21 protein-coding genes and 1 pseudogene are annotated in these 20,334 nt (G+C 63.3%); 12 read left to right on the forward strand and 10 right to left on the reverse strand.

Translation table 11 applies throughout. The annotated features are described in order from the left end of the window. Window positions 1-14: 14 nt before the first annotated feature. The 3 genes and pseudogenes from NKH02_RS20660 to NKH02_RS20670 form a co-directional block, all read left to right on the forward strand. Window positions 15-425: pseudogene (locus NKH02_RS20660) on the forward strand (LssY C-terminal domain-containing protein); the annotation flags it as partial. Between the two features lie 67 nt (window positions 426-492). Further along, window positions 493-897 carry a hypothetical protein gene (locus tag NKH02_RS20665; RefSeq protein ID WP_352863819.1) on the forward strand — a complete coding sequence of 135 codons (405 nt, stop codon included), beginning with the start codon at window positions 493-495 and terminating at the stop codon, window positions 895-897. A gap of 76 nt (window positions 898-973) precedes the next feature. After that, on the forward strand, window positions 974-2,284 hold the full coding sequence (locus NKH02_RS20670; protein WP_352881073.1) for a hemolysin family protein: 1,311 nt from the start codon (window positions 974-976) through the stop codon (window positions 2,282-2,284). Window positions 2,285-2,311: 27 nt separating this feature from the next. Here NKH02_RS20670 and NKH02_RS20675 read toward each other — a convergent pair whose 3' ends face one another. Further along, window positions 2,312-2,566 (reverse strand): DUF1127 domain-containing protein, encoded by a 255-nt coding sequence (locus NKH02_RS20675; RefSeq protein WP_352881075.1) that lies wholly within the window; start codon window positions 2,564-2,566, stop codon window positions 2,312-2,314. A gap of 247 nt (window positions 2,567-2,813) precedes the next feature. Here NKH02_RS20675 and NKH02_RS20680 point away from each other — a divergent pair, with 247 nt between their 5' ends. Beyond that, a complete protein-coding gene (locus tag NKH02_RS20680) occupies window positions 2,814-4,331 on the forward strand; it encodes a winged helix-turn-helix domain-containing tetratricopeptide repeat protein (RefSeq protein WP_352881077.1) in 1,518 nt (505 codons plus the stop codon). A 42-nt stretch (window positions 4,332-4,373) separates the two neighbouring features. On the opposite strand, the gene NKH02_RS20685 is transcribed toward NKH02_RS20680, so the two are convergent. Together NKH02_RS20685 and NKH02_RS20690 are read right to left on the reverse strand one after the other, a co-directional pair. Then, complete coding sequence (locus tag NKH02_RS20685; protein WP_352881078.1) at window positions 4,374-5,300, reverse strand: DMT family transporter; 927 nt, start codon at window positions 5,298-5,300, stop codon at window positions 4,374-4,376. A gap of 162 nt (window positions 5,301-5,462) precedes the next feature. Then, the gene (locus NKH02_RS20690; RefSeq protein ID WP_352881080.1) at window positions 5,463-6,443 is read right to left on the reverse strand and encodes a quinone oxidoreductase family protein; all 981 of its coding nucleotides are present in this window, start codon (window positions 6,441-6,443) and stop codon (window positions 5,463-5,465) included. A gap of 97 nt (window positions 6,444-6,540) precedes the next feature. On the opposite strand from NKH02_RS20690, the gene NKH02_RS20695 reads away from it, so the two are divergent. Next, window positions 6,541-6,942, forward strand: a complete 402-nt coding sequence (locus NKH02_RS20695; RefSeq protein WP_352881081.1) for a winged helix-turn-helix transcriptional regulator — start codon at window positions 6,541-6,543, stop codon at window positions 6,940-6,942. Between the two features lie 55 nt (window positions 6,943-6,997). Here NKH02_RS20695 and NKH02_RS20700 read toward each other — a convergent pair whose 3' ends face one another. Beyond that, window positions 6,998-7,603: an NADPH-dependent FMN reductase gene (locus NKH02_RS20700; RefSeq protein ID WP_352627661.1), complete on the reverse strand. Its 606-nt coding sequence runs from the start codon at window positions 7,601-7,603 to the stop codon at window positions 6,998-7,000. A gap of 90 nt (window positions 7,604-7,693) precedes the next feature. Between NKH02_RS20700 and NKH02_RS20705 the strand changes: the two genes are divergently transcribed. Beyond that, the gene (locus tag NKH02_RS20705) at window positions 7,694-8,062 is read left to right on the forward strand and encodes a winged helix-turn-helix transcriptional regulator (RefSeq protein ID WP_352863831.1); all 369 of its coding nucleotides are present in this window, start codon (window positions 7,694-7,696) and stop codon (window positions 8,060-8,062) included. 149 nt (window positions 8,063-8,211) lie between these two features. On the opposite strand, the gene NKH02_RS20710 is transcribed toward NKH02_RS20705, so the two are convergent. The 3 genes from NKH02_RS20710 to NKH02_RS20720 form a co-directional block, all read right to left on the reverse strand. Further along, the gene (locus tag NKH02_RS20710; RefSeq protein WP_352863833.1) at window positions 8,212-8,415 is read right to left on the reverse strand and encodes a hypothetical protein; all 204 of its coding nucleotides are present in this window, start codon (window positions 8,413-8,415) and stop codon (window positions 8,212-8,214) included. 128 nt (window positions 8,416-8,543) lie between these two features. Then, complete coding sequence (locus NKH02_RS20715; protein WP_024504171.1) at window positions 8,544-8,939, reverse strand: acyl-CoA thioesterase; 396 nt, start codon at window positions 8,937-8,939, stop codon at window positions 8,544-8,546. A gap of 96 nt (window positions 8,940-9,035) precedes the next feature. Beyond that, on the reverse strand, window positions 9,036-9,977 hold the full coding sequence (locus tag NKH02_RS20720) for a phosphoribosylaminoimidazolesuccinocarboxamide synthase (RefSeq protein WP_352863835.1): 942 nt from the start codon (window positions 9,975-9,977) through the stop codon (window positions 9,036-9,038). Between the two features lie 217 nt (window positions 9,978-10,194). Here NKH02_RS20720 and NKH02_RS20725 point away from each other — a divergent pair, with 217 nt between their 5' ends. The 3 genes from NKH02_RS20725 to NKH02_RS20735 are packed head-to-tail and all read left to right on the forward strand — an operon-like array spanning window position 10,195 to window position 13,933. Further along, the gene (locus NKH02_RS20725) at window positions 10,195-11,811 is read left to right on the forward strand and encodes a GMC family oxidoreductase (protein ID WP_352881082.1); all 1,617 of its coding nucleotides are present in this window, start codon (window positions 10,195-10,197) and stop codon (window positions 11,809-11,811) included. Then, complete coding sequence (locus tag NKH02_RS20730) at window positions 11,808-13,019, forward strand: mandelate racemase/muconate lactonizing enzyme family protein (protein WP_352881084.1); 1,212 nt, start codon at window positions 11,808-11,810, stop codon at window positions 13,017-13,019. Before NKH02_RS20725 ends, NKH02_RS20730 begins: the two co-directional genes overlap by 4 nt. Continuing rightward, window positions 13,016-13,933, forward strand: coding sequence for an NAD(P)-dependent oxidoreductase (locus tag NKH02_RS20735; protein ID WP_352881086.1), 918 nt, complete (start codon window positions 13,016-13,018; stop codon window positions 13,931-13,933). The genes NKH02_RS20730 and NKH02_RS20735 overlap by 4 nt, the downstream gene beginning before the upstream one ends. Window positions 13,934-14,012: 79 nt before the next feature. Here NKH02_RS20735 and NKH02_RS20740 read toward each other — a convergent pair whose 3' ends face one another. After that, the gene (locus NKH02_RS20740; protein ID WP_352881087.1) at window positions 14,013-14,951 is read right to left on the reverse strand and encodes a diacylglycerol/lipid kinase family protein; all 939 of its coding nucleotides are present in this window, start codon (window positions 14,949-14,951) and stop codon (window positions 14,013-14,015) included. Window positions 14,952-15,662: 711 nt separating this feature from the next. On the opposite strand from NKH02_RS20740, the gene NKH02_RS20745 reads away from it, so the two are divergent. The 3 genes from NKH02_RS20745 (at window position 15,663) to NKH02_RS20755 (ending at window position 17,948) form a co-directional block, all read left to right on the forward strand. Next, window positions 15,663-16,097 (forward strand): DUF4383 domain-containing protein, encoded by a 435-nt coding sequence (locus NKH02_RS20745; RefSeq protein ID WP_352863845.1) that lies wholly within the window; start codon window positions 15,663-15,665, stop codon window positions 16,095-16,097. A gap of 6 nt (window positions 16,098-16,103) precedes the next feature. Continuing rightward, a complete protein-coding gene (locus tag NKH02_RS20750) occupies window positions 16,104-17,234 on the forward strand; it encodes a hypothetical protein (RefSeq protein ID WP_352881089.1) in 1,131 nt (376 codons plus the stop codon). 192 nt (window positions 17,235-17,426) lie between these two features. After that, the gene (locus NKH02_RS20755; protein WP_352881091.1) at window positions 17,427-17,948 is read left to right on the forward strand and encodes a hypothetical protein; all 522 of its coding nucleotides are present in this window, start codon (window positions 17,427-17,429) and stop codon (window positions 17,946-17,948) included. A 9-nt stretch (window positions 17,949-17,957) separates the two neighbouring features. Here NKH02_RS20755 and NKH02_RS20760 read toward each other — a convergent pair whose 3' ends face one another. Beyond that, the gene (locus tag NKH02_RS20760) at window positions 17,958-18,581 is read right to left on the reverse strand and encodes a hypothetical protein (RefSeq protein ID WP_352881092.1); all 624 of its coding nucleotides are present in this window, start codon (window positions 18,579-18,581) and stop codon (window positions 17,958-17,960) included. 17 nt (window positions 18,582-18,598) lie between these two features. Next, on the reverse strand, window positions 18,599-20,221 hold the full coding sequence (locus tag NKH02_RS20765) for an FAD-binding oxidoreductase (RefSeq protein ID WP_352881093.1): 1,623 nt from the start codon (window positions 20,219-20,221) through the stop codon (window positions 18,599-18,601). Window positions 20,222-20,334: the final 113 nt, after the last annotated feature.

Genomic DNA, 20,334 nt, shown 5'->3' on the forward strand with positions numbered 1-20,334 from the left:
AGATCGGCTAACGGGTGTTGTCCCCCCCCCCCACCCCCTATCCGCCGGTCACCGGGCGGTTGTTCGAGGCCCGCGCCCATTATCCCGCCTCCTAAACGCGGGGCGGCCCCAGCGCCTCCCGGCGTCATCATGTCCGCTTCTCGCAGACCAATGCTGCCGGCGATGACGGCAGGCCGCTGTGGCTGGGTTCGGCCAGCTTCGATCGCGGCGTGGGACTGAGCCACGACACCGGCGCCGTCACCCACCATATCGGCCCCGACATCGACGCCGAGCGCGATTTCCTCATGCGCGACCTAGCCACCGCCGGTGTGTTGATCTCGACCGGCGACATATCGGGCGTCGGCGCCACCAGCACCGGGCGCAATGGCGGCGGCGATCCCTATTTCACGGATGGCGAGGCGATCGTCGGCATACTCAAACAGTAGATCGCACGGCCCTGCAAGCTGAGACAGCCAAGCGGTTCAAAAAGGGCGGTTTCAAAGGAAGATTCCGATGTTCGACGCGGAAAGTGTGGTGAATAGCTACTGCAAGGCCTGGTTCGACCCGGAGCCTGAAGAGCGTCGCCGGCTGTTGTTCGCCTCATTCGAACCGGAAGGCACATACATCGATCCGACGGTACATATCTCCGGAGCCGAGGCGCTGCTCCATCACATCGATCAGGTCGTGAAAGCCCGCCCGGGCTTCTGGCTCGAACGGACGACCTTGGTCGATGTCCATCATGACTTCCTGCGTTTTGGCTGGGTGCGGAGAGGCGAAAACGGATTTCGAGGCGCCGACAGCATGGACATGTGCCGCGTTTCCAAGCAGGGAAAGCTGTCGCTGGTCGTGGCTCTTTTGGGCCCTTCAGACCAATGCCAAATCCCTGACGGTTCCCTCACCGCCGCGGATGCCGTCTGACCCTAAATACCGGACATTTGTCAAAAAACACGCCGGACTATTTTCGAAGACCGCGCGGCAATGCTATTGACCGCTGATGCTATACGTCGAAATCGCTATCGTGGTCGTCCTCATCTGCGTGAACGGCCTTTTGTCGATGTCCGAACTTGCCATCGTCTCATCGCGCCCGGCCCGGCTGAAAGCGATGATCGACCGCGGCATCAATGGCGCCGGCCGCGCCCTTGAGCTTGGTTCGAATCCGGGCAAGTTCCTGTCCTCGGTGCAGATCGGCATCACCCTGGTCGGCGTGTTGTCGGGCGCCTTCTCCGGCGCCACGCTCGGCGAACGGCTGGCGCGGTTCCTGGCCTCCGCCGGCATCCGTGAGACCGTTGCCGATCCGCTCGGCGTCGGCATCGTCGTTGCCGTCATCACCTATTTCTCGCTGATCGTCGGCGAACTGGTGCCCAAGCAGATCGCGTTGCGTGACCCTGAACGGGTCGCCGCCAAGGCCGCTCCGGCGATGACCATCCTTGCAACCGTCTCGGCGCCGCTGGTCTTTCTGCTCGACTTTTCCGGCCGCGTCATCCTGTGGCTGCTCGGCCAGCGCGGCGAAAGCGAGGAGAAGGTCACCGACGAGGAGATCAAGATGCTGGTCGCCGAGGCCGAGCATCACGGCACCATCGAATCCGACGAGCGGCGCATGATCGCCGGCGTCATGCGGCTTGGCGACCGCGCCGTGCGCGCGGTGATGACGCCGCGCACCGAAGTCGACTGGATCAATCTGCAATCCGACGAGGCGGCCATCCGCAAGCTTTTGATGGAAACCCAGCATTCGCGACTGCCGGCCGGCGACGGCGGCGTCGATGTCATGGTCGGCGTCGTCCAGACGCGCGACGTGCTGGCGGCATTGCTTGCCGGCCTCGTGCTCGACCCGCGCAGGCATGTGCAAGCCGCACCCATAGTCTACGACCAGGCCGACGCGCTGGATGTGCTGCAGAAGCTCAAGGAATCCGACGTGCCGATGGCACTGGTGCATGACGAATATGGCCATTTCGAAGGCATCGTCACCCCGGCCGACATCCTCGAAGCCATCACCGGCGTGTTCCGGGCGGATACCGACGCCGGCGACGAGGAAAACGCCGTCAAGCGCGAGGACGGCTCATGGCTGCTCGCCGGCTACATGCAGGCCGACGAGATGGCCGACATTCTCGGCATCGACCTGCCGGAAAACCGCGACTACGAGACTGTCGCCGGCTATGTGCTGTCGCATATGCACCATCTGCCGGCGACCGGCGAATGCGTCGACGCGCAGGGCTGGCGCTTCGAGGTGGTCGATCTCGACGGCCGCCGCATCGACAAGCTGATCGCCACCCGCCTGCCCGGTGCTCACCGCCAGGCGGTGCGCTGACTGTCGACGCGACGTGCAGCATTCGCTCTATCGTTGCCAGAAGGGCTTGGCGATCTCAGCTTCGACCTCACATCTCGTCAGACCGATATCGTCGATCAGATAAGGGTTGTCCTTCGACATTTGCCTGAGTTGCCAGCGAAAGCGCATCCGCTCGCGCCAGGTCCGCTCGCGCAAGGCCGCGACAATGCTTCGCAGGGTCGTCAGGAGCCGACGCGACGCCGGCCCCACGGGCGTTCCCGGCCGCGCTGCACAATTCGGGGCCGATGCAAGGGTATTGGTCATGGCAACCTCCTATGGTTTGAGGGCCGGAGGGCTCTCGAAAGAGGTTGAATTCTGCGCGATACGAACCGCGTCGTAATTAAGCCCGCCCAAATAGTTCTCAAAACTTCCAAACCGGCCAGAACAGTTCACCGGTTCACGGAACCGGCAAACTGCTCTAACTCTTTGTTTTGACGCAATTCCCAAGGGAAGGCGCTATGCGCTTTTCCCGGGAAAACCGTTTCACGCTTTTCCTGGAATTGCTCTATAGATGCGCCCTATGCAGGGATCGCGTTTTGCCTTTGGTCCGTTCGTGCTTGATCCGGGTGCGGGAACGCTGCTTCGGAACGATGTCCCCGTTGCCGTTGGCTATCGCGGGCTCAACCTGCTTGCGGCGCTCGTCGGACGGCCCGGCGAAATCCTGGGGAAGACTGAGTTGATGGACGCCGCATGGCCGGGCACGGCCGTCGAGGAAGGCAACCTCACCGTCCAGATCGCGCAGCTGCGCAAGCTGCTTGGTCCGGCTGCCGACGGCGGCGAATGGATATCCACCGTTCCGCGCGTCGGCTACCGCTTCACGGGAGCCGTCGAACAGATCGGCAGCGCGAAGCAAAAACCCTTGCCGCTGCCCGACAAACCGTCGATAGCCGTGCTGCCCTTCGTCAATTTCAGCAACGATCCCGAACAGAACTCCTTCGCCGATGGGTTGACCGAGGACCTGATCACCGACCTGTCCAGGATCTCCGGCCTGTTCGTCATCGCTCGCAACTCGACCTTTGCCTACAAAGGAAAGGCGATGGACGTGCGCGAGATCGCCGGGGATCTTGGCGTGCGCTACCTGCTGGAGGGCAGTGCAAGACGCGCCGCGGATCGCGTGCGCATCAACGCCCAGCTGGTCGACGCGGTGAGCGGTGAACATCTATGGGCGGAACGCTTCGATCGCGGCCTGGAGGATATCTTCGCCGTTCAGGACGAGGTCACGGCCAAGATCGTCGAGGCGTTGCTTGGCCGGCTGCGCGCACCGCTGCCGCGCAACCGGCCCCGAAATCTGGAGGCCTACGACCTCTGCGTGCGAGCGCGCAAGCTGATCGATGATTCGCCACAGACGGCGCGGGAAGCGCACCTCATGCTCACGCGCGCGGTATCGCTCGATCCGGAATATGCCGAGGCCTATCGCTGGCTTGCCATGAACCACTGGATGGGATGGGTGCATTGGGGCGAACCCATCGAGCCAAACCGTAGCGTTGCCTTGGAGCTGGCGCGTAAGGCCGTGGCGATCGATCCCAACGATGCCGGCTGCCACTGGGTCCTTGCCAACCTGCTCGCCTATGAACGCCGCTTCGCCGAGGCGGATACGGAATTCGCCAAGGCGTTCGAGCTCGACCCGAACGAGGCAGACGCCTGGGCGACATTGTCCGACATCGCGGTCCTGGCCGGGCGGGTCGAAGAGGGCCTGGAGCACATTCGCAAGGCGTTCCGGCTGAACCCGTTTCCCGCAAGCTGGTACTATCTGACGCTCGGCGCGGCCCAATACGCGGCGCGTGAATACGAAGCCGCTGTCGAGACACTGCGCAGGGACGAGACCTATCGCACAAGCTCACGCCGTTTCCTGGCGGCAAGTCTTGCGCAACTGGGCCGGATCGAGGAGGCGCGCGCGGAGGTCGAAATGTTCCTCATCAGCAACCCGCATTTCACAACCCGCCACTGGGTCATGACGGAGCCGTTTCGCGACGCCGCCATGCAGGAACATTTCGTCGACGGCTTCCGCAAGGCCGGTCTTCCGGAGTGACGCGCAGGCGTGACCCAATAGGGTCCCTGGCGACTTGCGTCCTTAAACCGCCGCTTCGATTGGTTCGGCAAGCCTGGGATTTGCCCGCGCGGCGATCAGGCAGCCGGCGACGATCAGGCATGCTCCGGTCAGCGTGGTCCAGGTTGCCTCCTCGCCGAAGAAAAACCAGCCCAGTGCGACCGCCCAGATGAAGGCCGAGTATTCGACAGGGATCAGATATTGCGCTTCGGCGCGGGCGTAGGCCCAGCTCATCAGGAATTGGCCGGCGAGCGACAGCACAGTCACCCCGGCCAGCGGCAGCCAAAGGTTGGTCGGCAGGGCGACGGCGAGCCACGGTGCCGCGAGGCCAAGGATGATTGCAACGCAAAGGTTCTGGAACAACATGATCTCGACGGGCTTGGCCAACTGCGCCTGTTGTCGGGTGAGGATCAGATTGTAGCCGTAGAACACCGTCGATACGAGCACCGCCGCCGTGCCAAGCATGGCATCCTGCGAATAGCTTGCCTGCCCGAACTGGCCGGCCATGATGATCGCGACGCCGGCGATGCCGGCCAGCGATGCCCAGACAGCCTGCCGCCGGATTCGCTCGCCCAGCAACAGCGCGGCGAGGAAGAGCGCGAATAGAGGCGCGACGAAGCTGAGCCCGATCGCTTCCGCCAGCGGCAGCCTGGCAAGCCCCCAAAAGAAGGATATCAAAACGATGCCGACAATTGCCGCACGCAGCGCATGCAGCCTTAGCACCGGAAGGGTTGGCTTCGAGCGCGGCCCTGCCGACCAGGCAGCACCCGCGACCACGGTCGCGACCATGCTGCGCCACAGCACCGTGTTGTAGACGCCGACCGCAATAACCAGGGTCTTCATCGCCGCATCCATTCCGGACAGCAGGAAGATCCCGAACGCGCATGCGAGCACCGGGATCATCGGGGAAACGGCGCCGGTCAGGCTGGATGTCTTCACGGCTACACTCATGTGACGGATTGCAGCCGGATATCGCAGAGCAAGGGGCGGGACCAGATGGCAGGACCGCGCATATGGAGGTCCAATCCCGATTGGCGTCATGTTCGCCGCGGCGGCGCAAGCAACCAGCAAGGCCGAAAGGCTCTTCTGGTGCAAGGCGGAGACACCACGACACTAAGGCACCAGCACGACCTTGCCTGTCGAGCGGCGCTCGTCCAGCAGCCGGTGCGCTTCACCGGCCCGGTCGAGCGGGAAGCGGCCGCCGATCACAACCTGAAGCCGGCCGCTTGCAGCCAGTTGGAACAGCTCGGAAAGGCTGGCTTTCAGCACGTCGGGAGACAGCAGCGGCAGCAGCGCGAAACCTCTCAGCGACTGGTTGCGGCCGATCATCGCCTCCAGATCGGAAGCCGCGAGGCCATAGCGGCCGAGTGCCGCGAACACCAGTTCGCCGCCAGGCGCCAGAGCCTGCAGTGACGCAGCCGTCAGCGCGCCGCCGACGGTGTCGTAGATGATGTCGGCACCCTTGCCGTCCGTGACGTCGCGGACGCGGGCGGGCCAATCCAGATTGTTGTAATCGACCGCGGCATCGGCTCCCCGGGAAAGGGAAAGATCGAGCTTGGCCCTGCCGCCGGCGGTCGCGATCACCCGACGTGCGCCTTTCCACTTCGCAAGCTGGATCAGCAACGATCCCACACCACCCGACGCGGCCGGCACCAGCACCGCCTTGCCGTCCGGCGGGCTTTGCCGAAGCAGATGAAAGGCCGTCAGCCCCTGCACCATCAACGCCGTCGCATCCTCGAACGAAAGACTATCCGGCAATTGGACGACAAGGTCGGCATCGATCGTCACCTGCTCCGCATAGCCGCCGTAAGGGCGTTGCGACATGAACAGCGGCGCGGCCATGCGGCTCCCCAGCAGCTGTGCATCCACCCCTTGTCCGACGGCCTCCACGACGCCCGCCGCCTCGACACCGAGGATCATGGGAAGTTGCGGCGTCACCGCGTAGCGGTCCGCCCGCATCAGCACTTCGAAAAAATTGATCCCGGCGGCGTGGACGCGGACCAGTACCTCGCCGGCCTGCGGTACCGGCGTCGGTAGATCGATCACCTCCAGCACCTCGGGACCGCCGAAGCGGTTCAGTTGAATGGCTCTCATGGCAAACTCCGATCGCACTGGCATCGGCCGTGGTTTGCCACTATCTGCGGCGCTTCGACTACACACTCATTTGTCCCCTGCTGACCAGGAGGTGACCATGCCCGGAATAACCAAGAGACTGCCGATGCTGCCGGCGGAGCGGGCGCTGAAAGTGATCGCGGGGCGCTGGAAGGCGGTTATCCTCTACCATCTGTTCGACGGCCCCCGGCGGCTGTCCGCGCTGAAGGTGATAATGCCCGGCATCACCCAGAAGGTGCTGATCCAGCAGCTGCGTGAAATGGAAGAGCACGGCCTCGTCGCCCGCGAGATCTTTGCCGAAGTGCCATCGCGCGTCGAATATTCGGCAACGCGCCTTGGCCTCAGCCTCGAGCCGATCCTGCTGGCACTCTGCCAATGGGGCCAGCATCATGCCGACGAGCTCAACGAGATGGATCGCCTCGCCGACTGCATCATCCGACCAAGGCAGGCGCAACACGACGCCACGGCTTCCCCCAATTGAAAAGGGCGGCGCAAGCGCCGCCCCGGATCCTTGGGAGGATAATTCGAACCGGCGATCAGGCCGCCTTGACTTCCTCGGCGACGGCGTCGGCCTGACGCGCTGCCTTGAGCACCTTGGCCCACCACGCAACGTCGTTGACCAGCGCGGTCGCGGCCTGGTTCAGATGCTCGAGGTCTTCCAGCTTCTTCTCGCCCTGGCGAACGGCGAGGAAATCGCCCCAGGCGATATGGACGGCCGATTTGACCGGCGCCATCTGCAGTTCGACCGCATGAAGGCGGAGCTGTTCGACGGCGCGGGAGCCGCCGACGCTGCCATAGCCGACGAAGCCGGCCGGCTTCTTGTTCCACTCATTGGCGGCGTAATCGATGGCGTTCTTCAGCACGGCCGTCGGACCATGATTGTATTCGGCGGCGGTGAAGATGAAGCCATCGAATTCGGCGACCTTCTTCTGCCAGCGTTGTGCCACTTCATTCGTCGACGGCACCCAGGCGGAGGATGCGACCTCGTCGAAGAAAGGCAGCGGGAAGTCGCGCAGGTCGACGACTTCGACGTTGATGTCGGCATGTGACTTGGCGATCTTGGCGATCCATTCGGTCGGCACATCGGCGAAACGCGCGGCGCGTGTCGAACCGATGACAATGGCGATCTTGGGTTTGGACATGAAGGGCTCTCCTTGCAGGAAGTACTGGTATCGTTTGGATACCGGCGCTATATGAGATACTGTCAACTCGAGACGCAAGGAGGCACCTTTTTGTTACTGAGGCACCCGCACCGCACCGAGGATTGTCGCGCCATCTCGGAAATCCTGCAGCGCGTCGGCGACAAATGGACCGTTCTGGTCGTCGGCAAGCTGGGCGACGGACCGCTGCGCTTCAACGAATTGCGCGCAGCCGTCGGCGGCATTTCACAGAAGATGCTGACCACCACCTTGCGCGGGCTGGAGCGCGACGGCTTCGTCACCCGCACCGTGTTTCCGACCATTCCGCCGCGTGTCGATTATGAGCTGACCGAGCTTGGTCACGAGCTGCTGATCCCGGTCAGCGCGCTTGGCGAATGGGCGCGCAAGAACACCACGCGCGTCAGAGCGGCACGCGAAAAATTCGATAGTATGCATGCCTGAAACCGTTGCAGGGCAAGGGGTGCCGCCCGCACGTGACTTGGCTTGATCTGATCTGAGATTCTAGCTCGGCCGCGCGGATCGTTGCCCGATTGCGCGTGCTGTGTTGGCTGCCGGAATGCCTTCGTGATCCGTCCGCTGACGGCTGCCGCTCAGGCTCCCGATGTGCCGTTATCGCATCGAACCGCGGCACAGATATCACACCGCGCGGTCCGCTCGCCGAGGGCCTGGTGATCATGCGTGCAGGAGATGCGCGAGATGTCTTCCTTCACCTCCGCATAGGCGGTCACGCCGAGCAGGCAGGTCGTCACGACCAGCGCTGCCAGAAGCCAGCCGTTCAGCATATGTTGACGCATTGTCTCCCCCTCCAACGCCGGCACAATCGGGCATGGAGGCAACCATTGGAAGTCGCGAAACGCGCCTCCCGCACGGGCGCTGTTACAAACGGCCGAGCGTGGGGCCATGCATGGGAGAACGGCGCCCGTCAGCCTTCGGCCGGAACCGCCTTCGGCTTGCCCTCGCCGTCCAGCGCCACCATGACGAAATCGGCGTGGGTGACCTTTTCCATCAGGTCCGAGAGGTAGCGCTGCGCCCAGGCTTCGACCTTGAGCGTCATCGAGGTGCGGCCGACGCGTTCGACATGGGTGTAGATGCAGAGCGTGTCGCCGATCTTCATTGCCTTGGCGAACGACATCTCTTTCACCGCAGCCGTCACCACGCGGCCCTTGGCGCGTTCAGCGGCGCGGATGCCGCAGGCCAGATCCATCTGCGCCATCACCCAGCCGCCAAAAATGTCGCCGGCGGCATTGGCATCCGAAGGCATGGCCAGCGTGCGAAGCGTCAGATCGCCGAGCGGCCGTCCTTCAGCGTAGTGCACCATGGGGGAAATCCTTCGAGAGCGGTTGCCCTCGATCCCGTAACGTCATGGCGCCGACAGGTCAACGCAGACTGCCCCCGGCGAAGGCTCACTTGGCCGCTAAAAGTAGCGCTCGAGGTTCGAGCGAATGCGATCGAGCACGGTATCCCCGGAAAGGTCGGGAGAAAATTCCTTGCCCGTGATCGCCTCATAGGCCTGCGCATAGACCCGCGAGGCCTGTTCGACGATCTCGTCGGGTATTTTTGGGATCGGATCGCTGTAGGGATCGCACCGCGCCGAGACCCACGAGCGGATGAAATCCTTGTCGAAGCTCTCCGGCCGGCTGCCGCTGGCGAGCGCCTGTTCGTAACTCGCCGCGATCCAGTACCGGCTGCTGTCCGGCGTGTGGATTTCGTCGGCGAGAATGATGGTGCCGTTCTTGTCGGTGCCGAACTCGTATTTCGTATCGGCAAGGATGAGGCCGCGTTCGGCGGCGCGCTGCTGGCCGCGGGCGAACAGCCGCAAGGCATAGCCCGATACGGTATCCCACTGCGCCTGCGTGAGCAGGCCCTGTTCAAGGATCTCGGCTTTGGACAGAGGCTCGTCATGACCACCGTGGGAAGCCTTGCTGGTCGGCGTGATTATCGGCTCCGCCAGTTTTTCATTGTCGCGCAGGCCGTCCGGCAGGCGCATCCCATACATCTCCCGGTCGCCACGCTTGTAACGGGTCAGGATCGAAGTGCTGGTGGTTCCCGCCAGATAGCCGCGCACGACGATCTCGACCGGCAGGATATCGAGCCTTGTGCCGACGACGACGTTCGGGTCGGGGTATTCGAGAACATGGTTTGGGCAGATATCGGCGGTTTCCTCGAACCAGTACCGTGCCGTCTGGGTGAGGATCTCTCCCTTGAAAGGGATCGAAGTCAGGATGGTGTCGAAGGCGCTGAGGCGATCGGTTGCGATGATGATGCGCCTGCCATCCGCCAGATCGTAGTTTTCGCGGACCTTGCCGCTATAATGGCCCGGCAGTTCGGGAATGAACGCGTCAGGAAGGGTCCGCATGTGATTTCCTGCCTTCCGCAAATTGGTCGATGCCATCGCATAGGCCGTCGAGCCGGTGCATATCAAGCGCGATTGTCGGGAATCCCTGCAAACCCGGCCAGTTCGACGGTCGCTTTTTTCACAACTGATGCCGGAAGGCACAGCGACTTGGGAACGCCATGGCGTCTAGGCTGCGCCAGATTTCCGGCGCCGCCCGAACCAATCATGCAGACCCATCATGCAGACCTATGATTTCATCATCGTCGGCTCCGGCTCGGCCGGCTCGGTCCTGGCCGACAAGCTCTCGGCCTCGGGGCGCTTTTCGGTGCTGGTGCTGGAGGCCGGCGGCACCGATCGCCGCTTCTACGTGCAGATGCCGCTCGGCTACGGCAAGACCTTCTTCGATCCTGATGTCAACTGGAACTACAAGGCCGAGCCGGACCCGGGCCTTGCCGGCAATGCCGACCACTGGCCGCGCGGCAAACTGCTCGGCGGCTCGAGTTCGATCAACGCCATGGTCTGGATCAGGGGCGCGCGCGAGGATTTCGACGCCTGGCGCGCCGCCGGCAATCCCGGCTGGGGCTATGACGACCTGTTGCCCGCCTTCAAGGCGCTCGAGGACAACCAGGCCGGCGCCGACGCATGGCGCGGTGTCGGCGGCCCGCTGCACATCACCGACTGTGCCGATGCCGTCCACCCGCTGACCAAGCGCTATCTCGCTGCCGGCCAGCAGGCTGGCCTGCCGCTCAACCCGGATTTCAACGGTGCCGTCCAGGAAGGCGTCGGCGTCTACCAGATCTCGACCCGCAATGGCCGCCGCATGTCGGCGGCGCGCGCTTTCCTGCGCCCGGCGATGAAGCGCAAGAACGTCCGCGTCGAGATGAATGCGCTGGCGACAAAAGTCCTGTTCGAGGGCAAGCGCGCCGTTGGCGTCGAATATCTGCAGAACGGCGAGACGAAGATGGCGCGTGCCGGCCGCGAGGTCATATTGTCGGGCGGTTCGGTCAACTCGCCGCAATTGCTGCAGCTGTCCGGCGTCGGTCCGTCCGGTCTTCTTGGGGGGCTGGGCATTCCCATCGTTCACGCCAACGAAAATGTCGGCGCGCATCTGCAGGACCATGTCGGCATCAACTACACCTTCAAGGGCCGGCTGCCGACGCTCAACCAGATCCTGCGTCCGTGGTGGGGCAAGCTGCTGGTCGGAATGCAATACATCCTGACACGTTCGGGCCCGCTGTCGCTGTCGATGAACAATGCCGGCGGCTTCTTCCGCACCGACCCGGCGGCGAGCCGGCCCAACATGCAGCTCTATTTCCAGGCCTTCTCGACCGTCATTCCCAAAAGCGGCGAGCGCCCGATCCTGACGCCGGATCCATGGCCGGGCTTTTCCATCGGCCTGTCCAACTGCCGTCCGTCGAGCCGTGGCGAGATCATGATCCGCTCGGCCAACCCGCGCGACTACCCCAAAATCGTCGCCAATGCCTATTCGACCGAGGCCGACGTCGCCGAGATGCTCGACGCGGTGAAGTTCGTGCGCAAGATCGCCTCGATGCCCGCGATGGCCGAGATCATCGAGGAAGAGGTCCTGCCCGGCCCGTCGATCACCTCCGACGCCGATCTGATCCAGGATTTCAGGAAGCGCTCGGGGACTGTCTATCACCCGGTGTCGACTTGCCGCATGGGACCGGATCCCTCGCGCGCCGTCGTCGATCCGCGCCTCAAGGTGCACGGCATCGAAGGCTTGCGCGTCATCGATGCCTCGATCTTTCCCGACAACATCACCGGCAACACCAACGCCGCCTCGATCATGACCGGTTGGAAGGGCGCCGAGCTGGTTCTGGAGGACCAAAGATGAAGATCACCGACGTCAAGACCTGGGTTGTCGGCAATCCGCCGCCCGGCATCGGCGGCAAGTATTTCATCTTCGTCAAGCTCACGACGGACGGCGGCGTCGTCGGTTATGGCGAAGCCTACAACGCCACCTTTTCCGCCCATGTCACGGCGAAAATGGTCGAGGACATGGCCGAGCGCTATCTCGTCGGCCGCGATCCGCACGACATCGAGAACTTCTTCCGCCGCGCCTATTCCTCCGGCTTCACCCAGCGCCCCGATGTTTCCGGCATGGGCTGCTTCTCGGCGCTGGAAATGGCTTGCTGGGACATTATCGGCAAGGAGGCCAACAAGCCGGTCTACAAATTGCTCGGCGGCCAGGTGCACGAAACGCTGCGCTCCTACACCTATCTCTACCCGCACAGCGGCAGCGTCCATTCCGAGGACACACACGGCAGGAACGTCTACAACGATCCCGATCTCGCCGCCGCTTGCGCGCTCGAATATGTCGAGCAGGGTTTCAACGCGGTCAAGCTCGATCCAGCCGGCCCTTACACCGCCTTCGACGGCCACCAGCCGCGCCTGGTCGACATCGACCTGTCCACCCGCATGGTCAGGGCGATCCGCGAGGCTGTCGGCACCCGTGCCGACATCCTGTTCGGCACGCACGGCCAGTTCACCGCGTCCGGCGCGCTGCGCATGGCGCGCGCCATCGAGCGCTACGATCCGCTGTGGTTCGAAGAGCCGGTGCCGCCTGATATGCCCGAAGTGATGGCGCAAGTGGCCCGCGCGACCTCGATCCCGATTGCCACCGGCGAGCGGCTGACGACCAAGTTCGAATTCGCCCGCGTCATCGAGAACCGCGCCGCGACCATCCTGCAGCCGGACCTCGGCCGCTCCGGCGGTATTCTCGAAACCAAGAAGATCGCCGCCATGGCGGAGGCCTACCACATCCAGATCGCGCCGCATTGCTATTGCGGGCCGATCGTCGGCGCCGCCAACATCCAGCTGGCGGTGACGCTGCCAAACTTCCTCATCCTGGAATCCCTGAAACAGTGGGACGGTTTTCACGCCACGCTGCTGAAGAAGAAGATCGAGTGGCAGGACGGCAACGTCATCCCCTCGAAGGACCCGGGCCTCGGCGTCGAGCTCAACGAAGCCGTCTGCGACGCTCATCCCTACACCGGCAAGGAGCTGCATCTGCAGATGATGCAGACGCCGTTGATGCCGTGAGCGAAAGCTACGCCTTCATCGGCCTTGGCCATCTCGGCGGCAACCTTGCCGCCAGCCTGATCCGCAACGGCTTTGCCGTCACTGTCTTCGACCGTGATCCCGCCGCTGTCGAGCGCCTCGTTGCGCTCGGCGCCTCCGCTGCGAACAGTCCCGCCGAGGCCGCAGCGATGGCCGGCAACGCCATCTCTTGCCTGCCGTCGCCCAAGGTCAGCGAAGCGGTGCTAGCTGGCTCCGGCGGCTTGCTCGAAGGGTTGCCCCGGGGCGGCACTTGGATCGAGATGTCGACCAATGGCCGCGACGAGATTCTTCGCCTCGCCGCCCTCGCCTCGGCCAAGGGCGTCGAGACATTGGAATGCCCGGTCACTGGCGGCGTGCATCTGGCGGCGGCCGGAAAGATCACCGCGCTGGTCGGCGGCGATGCGGCGCTCTACGAGCGTCATCGCCCGGCGATCGAAGCGATGTGCGAGAAGTCCTTCCTGATGGGATCAATCGGTTCGGCGGCGGTGATCAAGGTCATCACCAACATGCTCGCCTTCATCCACCTTGTCGCCGCCGGCGAAGCGCTGATGCTGGCCAAACGGGGCGGTCTCGACCTCGCCCAATCCTACCACGCCATCGTGGCCTCCTCCGGCAACAGCTTCGTCCATGAGACCGAAAGCCAGCTCATTCTCAACGGCTCCTACGACATCGGCTTCACCATGGACCTGGCGCTGAAGGACCTCGGCTTCGCTCTCGCCATGGGCGAACAATCAGGCGTGCCGCTCGACCTGGCATCCCGCGTCAACGCGATTTTCGAGCAAGGCAAGGCTGCTTATGGCGGCGGCGCCTGGTCGACCCAGATCGTCAAATTGCTCGAAGATGCCGTCGGCACCGACCTGCGCGCGCCCGGCTTTCCGGCCAAGCTCGAAGTCTGACGTCGGCTAGATATCAAGCAATATCAGATGGTTGTATCCATCGGCGGACCCGTCTGAATCAATCTGTTAACGGCTTGATTCAGTATCTGAGCGTCAGCGCGCCGGGAAGGATCTCGAAGGTTGCGGGTATGCGTCCGGGCGACTCGCCGTCTATGTCGACCAGCGCGCCGTTCTTCTCCACATCGCCGAGCGGTTCGACCACCACTTTCCTGCCGCGCAGGATGGTGATTGCTGGATGATTGCGGTGCCGGCCGCCATAGAGCAGGCGGATGTCCCAGATCAGCTTCAGCTTGCCGGCGGCGCGCAGGATGACGATGTCGAACTGCCCGTCGGTCAGTTCGGCATCCGGCGCGATCATCATGCCGCCGCCGAAGAATTTTCCATTGGCCACCGCCACCAGCGCCATGCGCGCCTCGACCGGGGCGCCGTCATCGACGGTGATCCTGACATCCTGGAAGCGGTAGCGGATGAACTCGACAACGGTGCGCCACAGGAACAGCGCCTTGGCCGGCATCCTGCCCTTGCGCTTGTCGGCATTGACGGCACGGTCGGTGGCGCCGGACAGGCCCAGGCTGGCGATGTTGATGAAGTGGCGACTGGCCAGCGCGCCATGGTCGTCGATGTAGCAGATGCGCCCGGCATCGACCTTGCGAGCCTTGGCCTCGGCGATTCGCCTCAGCGCCGCGTCCACCTCCTTCGGCAGGCCGAGGCCGCGCGCGAAATCGATGCCGGCGCCGCACGGCAACACACCGAGTTCGGTCGTCCTGCCGCCCTCCTGGATCGCCTGCAGCAGCCCGTCGGCCACTTCGCTGGCGGTGCCGTCACCGCCCGCCGCGATCACCAGATTGAAGCCTTCAGCCGCAAGATCGAGCGCCAGCCTTTCTGCATCACCTTCGGCCTGCGTTTCGCGCAGTTCGAATTCGCCGAAATGCTTTTTCAGCGATGCGGCGACATCAGGCCAATGCCGTTTCAGCCGGCCGCCGCCGGCAATCGGATTGAGAATCACCCCGACTTTCAAGCGCACCCTCCCGCAAGGACATCGAAGCGCCTCGAATCCTTTGCCGGCATTGAAGCCCGCACCGGTCGGCAGGGCAAGGCCGAATGTCTACCGATGCCGCCCACCATACGACGGATCGGAAAATCGCATTCTCGTTAGTTGGTCCCCGATAATCCCGCTATCCACAGGCCCTCGGCCATTTCGCAAAGCCCTTACCCAGCGTAAGTTAAACCCATCTCAGGCGGCTACCGATCACCCAGCCGAAAGGCGAAGTGAAAGGCGGATTTCCTGAGGCCCGTACGGACCGAAGCGAGAGCAGGCTTGCCTGTTTCGAGGGACGGAGCCGAGACCTACGGGGCCGCGGAAAGCGTGCCAACGCCGACGGCGGACCGATGCTGCCATGAAGGACGGCAAAAACCTTCGATGGCGCGCAGGGCAAAGCCCGCAAGGGTGGAGACCGGCGTGGTCCCGAACGGACGCTGCTTTCGGGTGGCGGACTGGCAGGACCGTCAAAATCAAGGCCGGCAAGGCGCGACGACTTTACGGAAGTTGCTGCCGCGACCGTGTCCTGATCTGACAGGGAGGCGCTGGGAGAAATCCCGGCGCCGACTGTCTTTTCTCCCTTTTGCCGGCGATCTTGCGAGCGCCGCTTCACCGCGCGTTAAAATCGGTTAGTATCGGCGCGTCGTCAGAGTCTGTTTGCGAAACGGGCTCGTAGAAGGGGGATACTTCATGACGCTGATCCAGAAGCTTGCCGTTGCCTATGCCTTCCTGTTCTTCGGCGTCGTCGCTATCGGCTACATACCGCCGTTCAACGATGCCGAAGGCAATCTGTTCGGCCTGTTCTCCCTGCAATGGTATGATGACCTGCTGCATGCCTTCTCCGGCGTCTGGGCGCTGGCCGCGGCCTTCATCTCGCACCGCCAGGCGGTGTTCTATTTCAAGCTGTTCGGCTCGGTCTACCTGTTCGACGGCGTGCTCGGGCTGATCACCGGTTCCGGCTGCCTCGATGCCGGCATCTTCATCAACGGCTTTCGCTCCCTCAACGATATCGAATTCCCGGCCCGCTTCTTCGCCAACCTGCCCCACATCGTCATTGGCGGCTTCGCCGTCTATGTCGGCTTCTGGCTGGCGAAGCGCGTGCACGACCACTTCGCCACGGCCTGATCGGCCATGTTCGTGCTCCGCTGGCTGAAGCGCATCGTCAAGACGATCCTCTGGCTGATCGTCATCGTCATCCTCGTCCCGATCGTCGGGCTGAGCTACGGCTTCCTGACGACGTCGTCGCTCGACAAGACGCCGCTGCCCGGCATTGCCGACGGCGCTCCGCCCAAGGCGCTGGCCGACAAGGTTCGCACCGAGATCCCCGGCTACCAGCGGCCGGAGGAATCGACCTTCCTCACCTATCCGGAATGGGCGATCGTCTACGCCGCGCGCGAATATGCCGGCTTCGTCGACAAGGACCAGCCGAGCGGCTTCCCCTACTGGTCCTATGTCGGACGCTTCTGGCAGGATTACGCCATGGTGATCCGCGCCAGCTCTCCCTACAAGTTCAACTACGCCAACCATCAGATGCTGGTCATCATCGGCACCAGCCACTCGATCGAGCATATGCTGCAGTGGGCCTACGAGAACACTGTCGGCCGTATCACCGAGGCGACAGCCGGCAAGCGAACCGCCGTCGACATCTATCAGGCCAAGGTGGCGGCCGACTATGCCGCCTTCCTCGACCAGGTGCCGTGGTACGAGTTCCCCTATGCCGACAAGCGCGCCGGCCTGTTTGCGGTGCAGCCGGCGCCGAGCGACAGTTCCATTCGCACCAGCGAACGCAAGCTGGCATTCGGCCTCGCCGACACCATCAAGCAAGGCTACGCCGACCTGATCAAAAAGGCCCTCGCCGCCACAACCAACCCGGCCTTCCTCGACATCCATGTCTGGGCCAAGGGGCCGGTCGGTGAAGTCACGCGCGACGAGCCAGACACCTTGCTCGAACGCGACATGGGCACCGATGGCACCATTTTCGTCACCAAGCGCTATCAGGTGTTCACCGAGATGATTCCCCGCCTGATCGACAAGGGCGTGTCGTTCGTCGAGATCGGCGGCAACGACGAGATCATGGTCACCATGCTCTCCACCGACTCGATCGCCATCCCCGAAGGTATGCGCATCCTGTTCAGCTATCCTCTGCCGGCCGATCCGGCAACGCGCCGCACCGGCATGGTCGTCGCCGTGCGCAAGCTGCATCTCGTGCTGCCGGCGCTGATCAAGTCGGGCGCCCGGCTTGAACATGTCTATGACTACTGAGGCCTTTCGGCCACGCCCGGCCAGGATTATGCGTTTCGAGCGCTCCGCCACGTCCATTCCACAATCGCGGCCAAATCCCGCCTTGTTCGCGCGCGAAGGAGTGTTGCATGTCGCCCAAAAGTGGAATCCGGTTTTGGGATCACGACATCAACCTGAATGGGTAGCCGGGAGGCATCTCGAAGGGACAAGACCGTGATCAAGACCGCCCTTGTCGCCATGACCATCGTCGGCTGCGACTGCGACACCAAGCTTTGCGAATATATCGGCGAGACGCCGGCCAAGTGGTCGACCGTCGCCGAGTGCGAGGCCGCGATGAAAAGCCAGATGCTGCACGAGCGGAATTTCAACTATCCGCTCGTCTCCGGCATCTGCCGCACGAAGGGCTCGTCGTCCTCCTCGCAGCTGGCCGCGACCGCGTCGCGCCCGGAATTGAAGCCAGCCAGCCGGATTGTCAGAACCGAAAGTCCATTGCCGCCTGAATTGAGCCACCGGCCGAGCGTCCCGGTCGGTTCGCCGACGACGGCCATGGAAGCCGACGCCGCCCGGCCCGTCGCCTATGAACAGGTGGTCGACGGCGGAACCGGCGTGCTCTATCGCACGAAAAACGGCTATGCCGTGGTCAAGACCGACCTTGGCCGCGCCGCTTCCGCGACCGCCGACGCAGCGAAACGCTCCGTAAGCTGGCTGGCCGGACTGGTGCCGAAGGGGCTGTAGTCCCTACAGCTACAACTTCACCTTCAGGCTCTGCCAGAATTTGTCGATCAGCGGCTTTTCGGTAGCCACGTCCTCGCCGGCAATGCGGGTGATGAACAGCAGCCCCCGATCGGCAACGCCGAAGCCGACGATCTCGAAATCAGCCGTGTCGGTGCGTGTCTTCACAACAGCCTTTATGCCGGTCAATTCCTTGCCGTCGGCGAGCTTGCGCGTCGTCGGCTCCTGCGTCAGCGTGGCACCGGCCTGCACCGATTCCTTGGTCATCTCCTGCAGCATCAGCTGGTTCAGCGACACCGGATTCATCTTGCCGTATTCCTGCACGACAACGATCGTGCCCAGCGCCGACGCCATCAGATACTGCGTGATGTTCTCGCCAAGGTCGGTCTTGGTCACCGAAATATCGCTCGGATGGACGAAGGAGAAATCGCCGCCGGAAAAGGTGGCGAAGTCGTTGCGCTCGAGCGTCACCTTGCTCTTTCTGCCGCCAGGCAGCGTCATGCTTGTGCTCTCGCCGGGATCGATATCGACGGTCACCCCGTCGATCGTCAGCTTGAAAGCCTTGAGATCCTCGGCCTGGACCGGTCCAGCGCACAGCGCAATGAGGGTGAGTGCCGCCGCCGATACCATGCGCATGGCTGTTCTCCTGCTTTTTACGCCACCCCGCTCAGCGCCTTGATGGCACGGTAGAAGGTCGAGGAAAACAGTTCCGTCGGGTCATATTGCCGCTTCGCCGCCAGGAAGGCCGGCAACTCGGGATAGGAGGCCAGCAACTCCTTGGCCGTATAATGCAGTTGGTAGGGCAAGAAGAAACGGCCGCCATGCTTGATGGTCACATCGATCAGCGCTCGGGTCAGCGCCCGCATCCTGGCGTTGCCGTCGGCATCGGTCGGCTGGTTGATGTAGAGCACCAGCGAATAGGCCGGCTCCGGCGCGTAGGTCAGTGCGACATCCTCATTGTGGACGATGCGCACCGAAGCATTGAGCACCGGCAGCGTCTGGTTGCGCAGAATATCGCGGGCTTCCGCGATGAATGGATTATAGGCGGCGCGTGGAATAAAATATTCGTGCAGGATGTCTGTCTCATCCAAAAGGTCGTTGAACAGATACGGCACTGAATCGTGCATCGGGTTATTGCGGGTGACGAGGCAGGCCTCGCCTTCGGCCATGGCCGAGCTGCGAGCCACCGTGCAGCTCTCGAATTTCGGCTCCAGCGTCTTTTCGGTGAACCACTTCAGCTCCTGGAACAGGCTGCCCCATTTCGCCATGTTGATGATCACGCGCTTCAGCCCGACCGAACCCGGCTCGCCGATCGCGGGCTGATCCGCCGGCGGCTGCTCGGCCACCTTGTCATAACGGTAGACGATCATGTCCTCGAGGAAATTGCCCGGCGCCGTCGACAGATGGCCGTAAAACAGGCCGATCGCCCTGTTCGGCTCCAGCACCTCGGCGAAGAATTTCGGGAAATCGTCGGATTTGATGATTTCGCGAGAGGTCCGGTAGACGGCGTTGTCGACGATATCGAGCGTGGCTTCGAGCACCACGCCGAACAGGCCGTAGCCGCCGACGACGTGGCGGAACAGATCGGTGTTCTCGGCAGGCGAACAGGTCGTCACCGACCCGTCGGCAAGCATCACCCGCATCGAGCGGATCGAGCTCGCCACCGAACCCGCCTGATGATCCATGCCGTGCGCATTGACCGACAGCGAGCCGCCGACCGAGAAGATGTCGGTGGACTGCATTGCCTTCACCGCGAAGCGCGGATGCAAGAGGTTCTGGATATCGTGCCAGCGCGCGCCCGGCTGCAGCGTGATGGTCTTCGCCGCGGCGTCGACCGTCACCTTGTTGAATTTTCTGAGGTCGAGTACCAGCGCATTGTCGTCGAAGGCGTGCCCGCCCATCGAATGACGGATGGCCGCCAGCGACACTTTCAAGCCATTGGCGCGCGCGAAGGCCAGCGCCTTGGCGATGTGCTCCTCCTTGCTGACTTCGACCACGCCATAGACCGGCGTCTTCGAGAGACCGCTGGCATCGTTGATGTCGCCGCCTTTTGCCGACCAGGGCAGCGACGCGTCAAACGCCGGCGCACTCTCCAGCGGCTTCAGCGGCAGCGCGATGCCGTCGATATCGGCGATGCGGCCCGCGTTCTTCGGTCCCAAAGGCCCGCGCGCCAGCCGCGCCACCGTGTTGCCGCCCCACAGCACCGCGCCGCCGACGACAGCCGCACCCAACAACAGCCGCCGCGACGGCCGAAATCCCTTTTGTTCGTCAGCCATGAGTATCCCCCGTGGCCAAGGGATAGCGCGGCCTGCTGGCAAAAACCATAGTGGTCGCGCGGAAGAACGTTCCGTCAGAAAATCGATATCGATATGAACCATTGTCGGCTCGA

It is taken from the genome of Mesorhizobium sp. M1396, assembly GCF_040317725.1.
Lineage (GTDB): Bacteria > Pseudomonadota > Alphaproteobacteria > Rhizobiales > Rhizobiaceae > Mesorhizobium.

Excerpts from the sequence above, each read along its gene's own strand:
- NKH02_RS20760 (WP_352881092.1), bottom strand. The coding sequence starts at position 18,581 with ATGCGCATGGTATCGGCGGCGGCACTCACCCTCATTGCGCTGTGCGCT.
- NKH02_RS20695 (WP_352881081.1), top strand. The coding sequence starts at position 6,541 with ATGCCCGGAATAACCAAGAGACTGCCGATGCTGCCGGCGGAGCGGGCG.
- NKH02_RS20725 (WP_352881082.1), top strand. The coding sequence starts at position 10,195 with ATGCAGACCTATGATTTCATCATCGTCGGCTCCGGCTCGGCCGGCTCG.
- NKH02_RS20680 (WP_352881077.1), top strand. The coding sequence starts at position 2,814 with ATGCGCCCTATGCAGGGATCGCGTTTTGCCTTTGGTCCGTTCGTGCTT.
- NKH02_RS20690 (WP_352881080.1), bottom strand. The coding sequence starts at position 6,443 with ATGAGAGCCATTCAACTGAACCGCTTCGGCGGTCCCGAGGTGCTGGAG.
- NKH02_RS20750 (WP_352881089.1), top strand. The coding sequence starts at position 16,104 with ATGTTCGTGCTCCGCTGGCTGAAGCGCATCGTCAAGACGATCCTCTGG.
- NKH02_RS20685 (WP_352881078.1), bottom strand. The coding sequence starts at position 5,300 with ATGAGTGTAGCCGTGAAGACATCCAGCCTGACCGGCGCCGTTTCCCCG.
- NKH02_RS20720 (WP_352863835.1), bottom strand. The coding sequence starts at position 9,977 with ATGCGGACCCTTCCTGACGCGTTCATTCCCGAACTGCCGGGCCATTAT.
- NKH02_RS20765 (WP_352881093.1), bottom strand. The coding sequence starts at position 20,221 with ATGGCTGACGAACAAAAGGGATTTCGGCCGTCGCGGCGGCTGTTGTTG.
- NKH02_RS20665 (WP_352863819.1), top strand. The coding sequence starts at position 493 with ATGTTCGACGCGGAAAGTGTGGTGAATAGCTACTGCAAGGCCTGGTTC.
- NKH02_RS20710 (WP_352863833.1), bottom strand. The coding sequence starts at position 8,415 with ATGCGTCAACATATGCTGAACGGCTGGCTTCTGGCAGCGCTGGTCGTG.
- NKH02_RS20730 (WP_352881084.1), top strand. The coding sequence starts at position 11,808 with ATGAAGATCACCGACGTCAAGACCTGGGTTGTCGGCAATCCGCCGCCC.
- NKH02_RS20745 (WP_352863845.1), top strand. The coding sequence starts at position 15,663 with ATGACGCTGATCCAGAAGCTTGCCGTTGCCTATGCCTTCCTGTTCTTC.
- NKH02_RS20675 (WP_352881075.1), bottom strand. The coding sequence starts at position 2,566 with ATGACCAATACCCTTGCATCGGCCCCGAATTGTGCAGCGCGGCCGGGA.
- NKH02_RS20715 (WP_024504171.1), bottom strand. The coding sequence starts at position 8,939 with ATGGTGCACTACGCTGAAGGACGGCCGCTCGGCGATCTGACGCTTCGC.
- NKH02_RS20670 (WP_352881073.1), top strand. The coding sequence starts at position 974 with ATGCTATACGTCGAAATCGCTATCGTGGTCGTCCTCATCTGCGTGAAC.
- NKH02_RS20700 (WP_352627661.1), bottom strand. The coding sequence starts at position 7,603 with ATGTCCAAACCCAAGATCGCCATTGTCATCGGTTCGACACGCGCCGCG.